This window comes from Parabacteroides sp., from assembly GCF_977054455.1.
Genome location: NZ_CDRTCT010000020.1, coordinates 94,587 through 105,766 on the forward strand (window position 1 = coordinate 94,587; position 11,180 = coordinate 105,766).

General features: G+C 49.9%; 8 protein-coding genes and 1 tRNA gene. 2 read left to right on the forward strand and 7 right to left on the reverse strand.

What is annotated here, in order from left to right:
• Nucleotides 1-72 precede the first annotated feature (72 nt).
• The 7 genes from cobM to ACW6QF_RS11665 all read right to left on the reverse strand — a co-directional run bounded on the left by cobM (nucleotide 73) and on the right by ACW6QF_RS11665 (nucleotide 10,325).
• Nucleotides 73-2,010 carry a precorrin-4 C(11)-methyltransferase gene (gene cobM, locus ACW6QF_RS11635; RefSeq protein WP_456087947.1) on the reverse strand — a complete coding sequence of 646 codons (1,938 nt, stop codon included), beginning with the start codon at nucleotides 2,008-2,010 and terminating at the stop codon, nucleotides 73-75.
• Nucleotides 2,003-3,262: a precorrin-6y C5,15-methyltransferase (decarboxylating) subunit CbiE gene (cbiE, locus tag ACW6QF_RS11640; RefSeq protein ID WP_456087948.1), complete on the reverse strand. Its 1,260-nt coding sequence runs from the start codon at nucleotides 3,260-3,262 to the stop codon at nucleotides 2,003-2,005. Before cbiE ends, cobM begins: the two co-directional genes overlap by 8 nt.
• Nucleotides 3,259-4,671 carry a precorrin-3B C(17)-methyltransferase gene (gene cobJ / locus ACW6QF_RS11645; RefSeq protein WP_456087949.1) on the reverse strand — a complete coding sequence of 471 codons (1,413 nt, stop codon included), beginning with the start codon at nucleotides 4,669-4,671 and terminating at the stop codon, nucleotides 3,259-3,261. The genes cbiE and cobJ overlap by 4 nt, the downstream gene beginning before the upstream one ends.
• A 48-nt stretch (nucleotides 4,672-4,719) precedes the next feature.
• Nucleotides 4,720-6,384, reverse strand: coding sequence for an AMP-binding protein (locus ACW6QF_RS11650; RefSeq protein ID WP_456087950.1), 1,665 nt, complete (start codon nucleotides 6,382-6,384; stop codon nucleotides 4,720-4,722).
• Nucleotides 6,385-6,571: 187 nt separating this feature from the next.
• Nucleotides 6,572-7,225 carry a 3-keto-disaccharide hydrolase gene (locus tag ACW6QF_RS11655; protein ID WP_456087951.1) on the reverse strand — a complete coding sequence of 218 codons (654 nt, stop codon included), beginning with the start codon at nucleotides 7,223-7,225 and terminating at the stop codon, nucleotides 6,572-6,574.
• A 24-nt stretch (nucleotides 7,226-7,249) separates the two neighbouring features.
• Entirely contained in the window at nucleotides 7,250-8,938 is a 1,689-nt protein-coding gene (ettA, locus tag ACW6QF_RS11660) for an energy-dependent translational throttle protein EttA (RefSeq protein ID WP_298554355.1), read from the reverse strand.
• Between the two features lie 103 nt (nucleotides 8,939-9,041).
• Nucleotides 9,042-10,325 (reverse strand): MFS transporter, encoded by a 1,284-nt coding sequence (locus ACW6QF_RS11665; protein WP_456087952.1) that lies wholly within the window; start codon nucleotides 10,323-10,325, stop codon nucleotides 9,042-9,044.
• Between the two features lie 205 nt (nucleotides 10,326-10,530).
• On the opposite strand from ACW6QF_RS11665, the gene ACW6QF_RS11670 reads away from it, so the two are divergent.
• Nucleotides 10,531-10,603 (forward strand) — tRNA-Lys (locus ACW6QF_RS11670).
• A gap of 274 nt (nucleotides 10,604-10,877) precedes the next feature.
• On the forward strand, nucleotides 10,878-11,180 hold a 303-nt coding region (locus tag ACW6QF_RS11675; RefSeq protein ID WP_456087953.1), incomplete at its 3' end, for an Arm DNA-binding domain-containing protein.

The window sequence follows — 11,180 nt, forward strand, 5'->3', positions numbered from 1 at the left end:
CCTCTCTGATGAGTGCTTGCCTACTTCCTACCTACGCGGTATCATGCCTCATAGGTAGGCGGCGACCCCTTACTAACGGCGGTACAGATGTTTGAACTCCTCGGCGTAGAGACGCGAGGCTCCTGCGCGGTTGTCTATGGCATCGCCCACGACTAACAAGGTCGTCAGCGTCAGGTTGTTTTCTTTTACGATCCGTTCCAGGTCTTTCAATTCGCCCCGGTAGATGCGTTCGTCTTTCCAGGTCAGCTTGTAGCAGGCGGCTACCGGGGTCGTCGGCGGGTAATGTTCTAAAAGTTCTTTCTGTACCTGCCCGGCAATGCCCGCGCTCAGGAAGATGCACATCGTGCTTTGGCTGGCGGCCAGTTTATGCAACTGCTCTTTCTCCGGCATGGGCGTACGTCCTTCACCACGTGTCAGGATGATGGTCTGCACCTTTTCGGGAATGGTGAACTGGGAACGGAGAGCCGCCGCGGCAGCCTGGAACGAGGAGATTCCCGGCGTGATATGGTAGCTCATGCCGTAGCGGTCGAAGAATGCCATCTGTTCCTGTATCGCCCCGTAGATGCAGGGATCGCCTGTGTGCAAGCGTACGACGAACTTTCCTTTGTCATAGAACTCTTTCATAAGGGCGAACTGCTCTTCCAGGTTCATGTCGGCAGAGCTGCGAACCGTCGCCCCTTTCTTGGCGCACAGGGTGAGCTCTTTGGGGACGAGGCTTCCGGCATAGAGGATCAGATCCGCATTTTCCAGCATCCGACGGCCTCGGATGGAGATTAGTTCCGGATCACCCGGACCGGCTCCGACGATCTCGATGTGTCCCTGTCCCGGTTCCCTCTTTTGCTCGTCGTCTTCTTTGTTCTGAATTGCCGATTGGCTGATGGCTATCGCATAGGTGAAGTCTTTCGTCTGCCCCTTTTGCTTCTCGACCAATAACGGGCCGCCTTCCGCACTTAGGATGGCTGCCGCCTCCGAGACGCTTCCCGATCCGGTGACTTGCTTTACCTTGGAAGAGGGATTGGGCACGGGAATCTTGTCCAGTTCCTCTGCCGCATAGGTCTTGAACGGGCTGCACAGGTAGGTGTTCGCCAGCTCCTTTAATATCGGTTCGTCTTTCTTCAAAGCGATGGAGGAGACGTCGGCTATGCTCTTCAGGTTGAGCCCGAAGAAGTTGGAGCAGATATACATATCTATGAGGACGGATCTCATGTCCTTCAACCCCTTTTTGCATCCGACACCTAAGTGAAGCACCTTCGGGAAGAATGACAGGCAGGGAATGGGAGATTTGGGATAGTAATAGGGGCTGACCGTGATCAGCAGGTCGTATTTTTCCAAGTCGATATCTTTATACTTGTAGAAGATATCCACGTGTGGAGGGCAGGTCTTTTCCATATAATCCGTCTCTTCCGTGCGGACATAGAGCAGGAGGGCGGTCGGCCTGCGGTTGACGAAGCGGGCGATGCATTCGTTCATCGCCTTCTTTCTCGAAGCGTCGAAAGTCTCGTCGTCCGTTTCTTCGAAGTCCGTGTACAGGAAACTGCGTATGCCCTCTTGCAGGTTGTAGACATCCTGTTCCCAGCCGTATTGCTGCGCCAAAGTGTCCAGTGCCCAGAGTCCCTGGTTGTCGCTCTGTGTCGTGACAACCGCCTCGGCGCCTAATATACGGGCCAATTCGTGTGTCAGCTCGTTCGCCCCGCCGATATGGCCGGACAGCACCGACACGGCATACTTACCGGTACTGTCGAGGCAGACGACAGCCGGGTCTGTGTACTTGCTCTTGATGTACGGTGCGATGCTTCGTACGCAAATGCCCATCGCACCTATAAATACCATCGCTTCCGATCTGTCGAAAAGGTCACCGGCTAATTCTTCGAAAGAGGTGAATGGTTCGACATCGTTGTCCGCTTCTTTACAATAGATAACGGTTTTACCCGGATATTCATTCCGGATTTTGCGTGCTAACGGCAAGCTGCTTGCCGAAACCACAAGAATGTTCAGTATATTTTTAGACATGATATTTACTTGTTGCGCAAAGAATTGTAATAGGATTATTGGAATCGACCGTAATGTTCATTTCCGAATGCAGTTTCAGGCCGTTCTCGTCGACCGCCTCGCGGAACAGCTTGCTGCTTTCTTCCGAAACGGAGTTGAAGACGATCTTGCCTTTCAGACTGTCGAGATGGGAAGCGACCTTGCGGATGATCTCTTTCAGCTTGCCGCCATGACCGCCTATAAAAACGGCATCGACAGTCGTGTTCTTTTCGATTGGCAGATCCAGGAAGTTACCGATATGCAGGTCTATGCCGGGGGCGCTGTGCAGCCGTGCATTTGCCCGGATGATGTTCTCGCATTCTTCCCGCACTTCGAAAGCCCGGATATCCAGGTGGGGGTACTGGCGTCGCGCTTCGATCGAAACCGAGCCGGTACAGGCGCCGATATCCCAGAAAGAACGGCTGTTATGCAGTTCCAACAGGCTTAAGTCTATCACCCGTATCGGTGCTTTGGTAATCATCTTTGCCCGGTCGTTCAGCAAGACGAACCTCGTGTCGGGTATGCCTAAGGCCGGTCGTTGCAGGTTGCTGTTCGGGGCCTTCATTAGCAGGACGCAATTCGGATTGGTGAAACTCATCTCGCTGATTTCCTTGATCGAATAGAGTTTATAGATTTTCTCCTTCTCCGGATTGCCTAAATGTTCAGCTACCCGCATGGTGTAATCCTTGTCCAGATGATATTCCATCATCCTCTTGGCAATAGCGTTGGGCGTATGGACACGGTCGGTCAGTACGCCGATCAGCGGCCGGCATTCCAGCAATGCCCGGTCGAGTTCGTGCCACGGCCGTCCGGTAACGGACACGGCATGCATGTGCTCATACGCGATTTGTTCGTGGTGTGCGAACATCTGCAATGAGTTGAAGTAGGGAAACACTTTCATGCCTACTCCTAAAAGGTTTTTCCGGATGGTGGAAGCGAAACCGAAAAAGAACGGGTCTCCCGAAACGAAGGAGACGATCACTTTGTCTTCCTGGATCAACCGGCTGTATTCCGCGAGGACGGCATCTATCGGAGCCTTGATCTCGATCCATACCGCATCGGCGGGCAGGAACGGTTTTACAATCTCGTAATGACGCTTCCCTCCGGAGAAGATGTTGTCGTGTTTGATGTTTTTGATAATGACATCTATATGTTTAGGCTGTGGATTGTCATCCATACCGACCATATAGATGTGGATTTTGCCGTAATTTTCTACTATTTCTTTAGCCTTCATACGTCTCTACCTGGTTTTAATTGTTCTGCATCGTCGTAGCATAAAATCGCGTTTACCAAAGTCGCGGCGAGGTTGCTACCGCCTTTCCGTCCTTCGATGATGAGTTTGGGAATCCAAACAAATGGCTTTACCATGTGTTTGGATTCCTGTACGTGTACGAAACCGACAGGAGCGGCAATGATGCCGGCGGGAGTGGCTTTCCCTTTCCTTATCAGGTCACAAAGTTCCATTAATGCGGTCGGCGCATTGCCGAATACATATAAAGCGCCGGGATGTTCCTGTACGGCAAGCCGGATGCCGGCCTGTGTGCGGGTGATCCCTTTTTCTGTTGCAAGTTGTACGGTGCGCTCGTCCTGCAAATAGCATTTCACCTCGATCCCCATGCGCTGCAAGGCTCCTTTGCGGATGCCGGAAGCGGCCATTGTGACGTCTGTGATGATGGTGCGCACCTCACCCCGGCTGAATTTCCCGTAGAGGGAAGCCACCGCATGATCGTCGATCCGCAGGATGTTTTCCATATCGAAATCGGCTGTCGTGTGGATGGCATGGAGCAAAGCCCATTTCTTGTCGAGCGGTATTTCTTTGTTCTTGAGCTCTTTCTCGATGGTACGGAAGCTGCGGATCATGATGTCCTGGCCGATCCCGGCATCCGTTTTCATCTTGATCTCCCCGTAATAGCCGCGTGGTGTGATGAATTTGCCGCCGGCTTCGTACGACTGCGAGTTACCGATCAGGATGACGGTGAACATGTCGACCTGCTCCGGGTCGAACTCTGCCAGCGTGGTCAGGTTGACGACCTGCTCTTCGCGTCCGGCTTGGCGGACATAGCCGACAGGCGTTTCGGGTGCACGCTCTTCGAGGAACAGTTCCTTAAGGCGATGCAACTGCCAGTAGCGCCCTTCGCTTTTCGGATTGTAGACGGCTGTCACGAAGTCGCCGACGGCAGCAGCCCGTATGCGTTTCTCGATCCGCAGCCAGGGAGTCATCAGGTCGGAGAGGGAGAGGATACAGAGATCATGCCCGATAGGTGCTCCCAGGAGCGAAGCCGCTTTCTGGAACGCACTGATACCGGGCACTACCTCGATCTCCACTTGCGGCGCCTCTTTCATCGTCCGCATTTCATATATCAACGGGGCCATCCCGTAGATTCCGGCATCGCCAGAGCTGATCACTGTCACCGTTTTACCTTCCGAAGCGTATTTGTAGGCTTCTTCGGCACGTGCTTTCTCACGTTTCATCCCTGTATCGATGCATTGGGCGTCCGGGCGGATTATATCTTGTATAAACTGGAAATAATAATTATATCCGATGATCACATCCGACTGCCTGATGGCAGATAACGCCGCGGGCGTTATGTCTTCGCGGCTTCCCGGGCCAATGCCGGCAACAGTAATTTTCCCTTTGTTCATATGAGCTGTTTGTTAATTAACAGAAAACAAAGGTACGATTTTATTTACTTAATTTTCCTCTGCGGGTTGATATAAATACCGTTTAATGCTCCGTTTCGGTGTCTTTTCGAATTCTTCCTGATAAAGCTTGAAGCAGGACACTTTGCTGTAGGCAGGCATTTCGGTGTTCAGCTGGTCGATGTTTTGCTGCATCAGCCCTTCGATTTCGGAGTGCTGGATGCCGGCCTTGTCTACCTGTTCCCAGTCCGGATAGATCAGGGCGACCAATTTTCCTCCCTGTGAAATGACCAACGACTCTGCCACGTACAACATATTGTTCAGGTGGTCTTCGATCTCTTCGGGATAGATGTTCTGCCCGTTGGAGCTCAGGATCATGCTTTTGCTTCGTCCGCGGATGTAGAGGAAACCGTCTTTGTCGAGCGTTCCCAAATCGCCTGTCCGCAGCCAGCCGTCGGGCAGCATCACCGCTTTCGTCGCTTCCGGATTCTTGTAGTAGCCTAACATCACGTTCATGCCGCGAACCAGGATTTCGCCTACTTCGTTTTCCGGATCGTTCGAGTCGATCCGGATTTCCATGCGGTCGACGACACGGCCTACCGAACCTTGCTTGAACGTGTCCCACTGCTCGTAGGAAACCAGCGGGCCGCATTCTGTCATCCCGTAGCCTACCGTATAGCGGAAGTCGATGGATTTGAGGAACGTCTCCACCTCTTTATTGATGGCCGCACCGCCGATTACGATCTCGCCGAAATTTCCTCCAAAAGAGGCATTCAACTTTTGGGCGATCTTTTCGCGTACCTTCTGGTCGACGTACGGCACTTTGAGCAGCAGCTTGATCAACGGCTTTTCCAGTTCGGGGAAAACCTTGTTCTTGATGATCTTCTCGATGATGAGCGGCACGGCAAGGATCAGCGCCGGGCGAACCGTTGCAAATGCCTCCGCAATGATTTTCGGACTCGGCGTGCGTGTCAGGAAATGAACGTGGCAGCCTTTATTGACGGAGTTCAGTACTTCGAACGCCAATCCGTACATGTGTGCCATCGGCAACATACAGACGATGTTGTCTCCCGGATGGATGAACGGCAGACGGTCGTAGGCGAACTGTGTGTTGCTCCACAAACTGCGGTAGGGGATCATGACTCCTTTCGAGAAGCTGGTCGTGCCGGACGTATAGTTCAGGACAGCCAGTTCTTCCGGGTCTTCGATATGATATTTTACGTCGTTGGCGGTGAAGGAGCGGGGGTATTTCTTGCCGAAATATTCGTTGATGCGGTTGCGCACGGTGCGTACCTCCTTATTCTTGCAGTCGATGATGGAGAAGTTGTCCAGCATCATGAACAGCTTGACATCCGGCATCATCTTTTCGTTCAGGTTCTCCCAGTTGCTGGAACCTGCCAATACGGCTTTCGCTCCCGAATGGTTGACGATGTGGTGGATATTGTCGGGTTTGAATTCGTGCAGGATCGGCACGGCAACAGCCCCGTAAGCCAATATTCCGAAGAAGCAGATTGCCCAGTTGGAGGAGTTGCGCCCGACGATGGCCACTTTGTCGCCTTTCCTGATGCCGGCATGTTCCAGCAGGATGTGGAACTTCTCTATCCGACGTGCGACGTCTTTGAAATGAAAGGTATGTCCGTTGTAATCGGAGAAAGCGGGGAGGTCCCAATGCTCCTTCATGCTTCTCTCTATAAGGCCTAAGAAACGATTGTCCATAGTGATGTAATTTAAAAAAGAACCGGAATATCCGTGAGAATGTTGCAAAGATAGCAAAGAAACGATATGTTTTGTGGAATGAAGGTACAGTTTCATAGGCATGAAACAAAAATTCCATAGGCAGGGAACAAAAGTTTCATGCCTATGGAACAAAAGTTTCATGCGGAGGAAATAAAGCGGAGCCCGTTTACCACGGAGTGATTGTTACGTTGCGGAACTGTACTTCCTTGCCTTCGCTCTGCAAGCCGATGTAACCTTCCTTAACCTTGTTCGTTCCGGTGTTCTGGTAAACGCCGTTGATGTAAACCGTGATGACGCCGTCTTTGACGAAAATGTTGGCTTCGTTCCATTCACCGGCAGGTTTCTCGCTGTCCGGGTTGCTTTTGCGTACGACCGGAAAGGCAGGACGCGGCTGTCCGGATTTACCCTGGTATTCGGCCAGGTCCGAACCGCCAAGCAGGACGAAATCGCCGGCATTGTCAAGCATCAGGTTGCATTCGATACCGTTCGGGAACGGGTTTTTCGGGTCTTCGATCAGTAGGAAGATACCGCTGTTTGCCTTTTCCTTACCGTTCGGCCAGCGGTATTCCACGTGCAGTTTATAATCTCCGTATTTTTCTTTCGTGTACATGTATCCGAACGGCTGTCCCGCGATGTTGATGACGCCGTCTTTGACGGAATATACTTGTTCGGCGGGGACGGAATTCTTGTCGACAACGAAGTTCCAGCCGGAAAGGTCTTTCCCGTTGAACAGCTTGGTTGTTTTCTGTGCATTTGCGTCGCTTCCGAAACACAAAAAGGCGGCAGCTACTACTGCCATCGATAACATTCTTTTTTTCATGGTCTTACAAATTTATTTATATGATTAATCAACAATAAGTTTACGATAACGGACGCGTTTCGGTTCCACATCGCCCAACTGTTTGCGCTTGTACTCCTCATACTCCGAGTAGGAACCTTCGTAGAACACGACATTGGAATCCCCTTCGAACGAAAGGATATGCGTACAGATACGGTCGAGGAACCAACGGTCGTGGGAAACGACAACCGCACAACCGGCGAAGCTTTCCAATCCTTCTTCGAGCGCCCGGAGCGTGTTGACGTCGATATCGTTGGTCGGTTCGTCGAGCAACAACACATTCGCTTCCGCCTTCAGTGTGAGGGCCAGATGCAGGCGGTTCCGTTCGCCACCGGAGAGCACGCCGCAAAGTTTTTCCTGGTCGGCTCCCGCAAAATTGAATTTGGAGAGGTAGGCGCGGGAATTGATTTCCTTGCCGCCTACGCGGATGAACTCCTGTCCGCCCGAAACGACCTGATAGACGGTCTTCTTCGGATCGATATCTTTATGTGTCTGGTCTGCATAACCGACCTTTACCGTTTCGCCCACTTCGAAAGAACCTTTGTCGATGCTTTCCATTCCCATGATCATCTTGAACAGCGTGGTCTTACCTGCACCGTTCGGACCGATCACGCCGACGATTCCGTTCGGTGGCAGCATGAAGTTCAGGTCGTCAAACAGCAGTTTGTCGCCGAACGCCTTTGCCACATGCTGTGCCTCGATCACCTTGTTGCCCAGGCGCGGACCGTTCGGGATAAAGATTTCCAGTTTGGCTTCCCGTTCTTTCTGGTCTTCGTTCAAAAGGGCTTCGTACGAATTCAGGCGGGCCTTGCCTTTTGCCTGACGGGCTTTCGGGGCCATATTGATCCATTCCAGCTCGCGTTCCAATGTCTTGCGGCGTTTGCTCGCCTGCTTTTCCTCCTGTGCCATGCGTTTGGTCTTCTGGTCCAGCCAGGAAGAGTAGTTGCCTTTCCAGGGAATGCCTTCTCCGCGGTCCAGCTCCAGAATCCATCCGGCCACATGGTCGAGGAAGTAACGGTCGTGCGTGATGCAGATAACCGTGCCCGCATATTGCTGCAAATGTTGCTCCAGCCAGTCGATCGACTCGGCATCCAAGTGGTTGGTCGGTTCGTCCAGCAACAGGATGTCCGGCTGTTGCAACAACAAACGGCAGAGAGCCACACGGCGGCGTTCGCCTCCCGACAGTGTATCGACCACCTGGTCTTCTGGCGGACAGCGCAGAGCATCCATCGCCCTTTCCAAACGGCTGTCGAGGTTCCATGCGTCGGTTGCATCTATCTTATCTTGCAATTCGGCCTGCCGGTTGATCAGCGCGTCCATCTTGTCCGGATCTTCGAGCACTTCGGGATCGCCGAATTTTTCGTTTACTTCTTCATATTCCTTGAGGGTGTCCACGATATCCTGAACACCTTCCTGCACGATTTCCTTTACCGTCTTGCCCGGTTCCAGTTTCGGGTCCTGCTCCAGATATCCGACGGAATATCCGGGTGAGAAAACCACTTCTCCCTGGTATTCTTTTTCGACACCGGCAATAATTTTCAGCAATGTAGATTTACCGGAACCGTTCAAACCGATGATCCCGATCTTCGCTCCATAGAAAAAGGACAGGTAAATATTTTTCAATACTTGTTTTTGAGGCGGAAAGACTTTACTTACGCCTACCATCGAGAAAATAATTTTCTTGTCGTCTGCCATGTTTCAAATTATATATATATTTATATGATCATTTTTCTTCGTGGACAAACTTACGGAAATATCTTCATAGTTTGTATATGTCGGATGAAAATAGCGTGTATTTTTATCCTTCCTGTCCCTTCGTTTTTAATTTATATCCATTTATTCCGTAATACAATATATAAACTTCCCCGGCAATGACCAACAACCATGTCCAGCGCCAGTTTCCATCCATCAGATCGGCGAAAATACCCTGCAGGAAAGGGATGATACCTCCACCGACGACTCCCATTGTCAAAACACCGGATGCTTTGGTCGTATATTTACCAAGTTTGTCGATTGCCAGTGTAAAAATAGCTGGCCACATGATGGAGTGGAAGAAACCGATTCCCGTCAATATCCACGGATTAGCTGCGATCATGGCAAATACCAGCAGCGCAATTGCTCCTATGGAGGCAATCACTAACTGTTTTTCAGAAGGTACCTTTTTGATAAAAGAGCCTAAAAAGCGTCCCAGTAGGAGCAAGCCCCAATATATAGCTGCCATGTGCGTGGCATTGGAGGCAAACGTTCCGCCCAGTTCGGACGCATACATATTGACATTGGCCCCGACTGCAACCTCAATACCGACGTAAAAGAAGATACCCCACACGCCCAATTTAAGATGTCTGAAAGACCACACACTTTTTTCGAGTGTTTCTCCCGGCGCTTGCCGGATGGTATCTATGGAGGGCATTTGCGTTCTGCTCACAAAAAATGTGACAACTAACATGAGTAAAATCAATATGACAAGCGGAACGACAAACTGTTCTGTCCGGATTTCGTGTAAAGGTGTTCCGTAAAAAATCAGATAGCTGATGACAAGTGGTGCAACTGCCATACCGATTGAATTACTTGTCCCTCCGATCATTTGCCGTTGCAGGGCCGTCGTTTTCCCGATCTGGCATACGGCCAGATATAGATTGAGTACGACTTGCAGTACTGTCGCTGCCATTCCGATCACGAAGGATCCGATCAGGAAAATAAAGAATCCGAGAGAAATCTGGTTTTCAAGGATGGAAATCCGTACTGGTGTATATATATGGAAAAGTACAGCCGCTTCATAGATGGCCAGCCCGGTGACGAGTATGAGCAGGGCGAGAAAGGATGTTTTCCGATATCCGTATTTTTCCAGCCATCGCGTCGCAAATCCTTCAGATAGGGGATAAGCAAGAAACCAGGAGAAATTCAGCATTGTTACTAATGCATTCGTAATATTACCATCATGAGGAAGCATGGCCGTCTGTAGTGGTATCTGGAACTGCTGGTTGATTACGGTAAAAAGCCCCACGATAAAATAGAGTATCAGCATTACCGTAAATACTATAAATGCGTTCGTCACCTTTACACGATTATTATATTGGTTCATGTGAAATAAATTTGGTTATGTAATTGATGAAAACAACCCTTTGCTGTGAAAAGTTGTTTTTTTGAAAAATGTTGATTTTCAGCTACGATCTTGTTCGGCGAATATTTTTTCTTAAAAGGACGCAAATAAAAATACACTCAATACTTGCATGATAAAAATTAATCACATATCTTTGCGCCCGCATTACAATAGTAACGCACAGGATGATTCGCTAGCTCAGCAGGTAGAGCACATCCCTTTTAAGGATGGGGTCCTGGGTTCGAACCCCAGGCGGATCACATAAGAACAAAGCCAAACGGCGACAAAAAAGAGACAAGTCCTACAATATCAACGTATTGTAGGACTTTTTTTATTGTTTCAGTCTTGCTTGAAAGACAAAAAAGGGGCACGAAAAGACACGGTTGAGTATCCAAATCGTACCCCCTTCCCCAAAAAACGATTAGGGGGTACGATTGTCGGAAAATGGCTTACTTTTGACGTGATTTGTCTATACTCTATTTATCTCATTTACAGTGATTAAAATTAGTTTTGCAATCTAAAAAAAGTGAGATTATGAAGAATGAAAAAAGTACTTTCAGCGTATTGTTTTACCTGAAAAAAGACAAGATGAAAAAGAATGGTTTAGTACCCATTCATGCCCGTATCACAATCAACGGCAAACAGACCCAATTCAATACCAAGTTAGAAGTGTTAGAAACTAACTGGAAATCCGGCAGAGCCATAGGTAAATCAATGGAGATACAAAGGCTTAATTCCATGCTGGACGACATCAAAGCAAATATCCGTTCCCACTTCCACAATCAATTAATGCGGGATAGCTATGTTACACCCGAAAGCGTGAAAAATGCACTATTG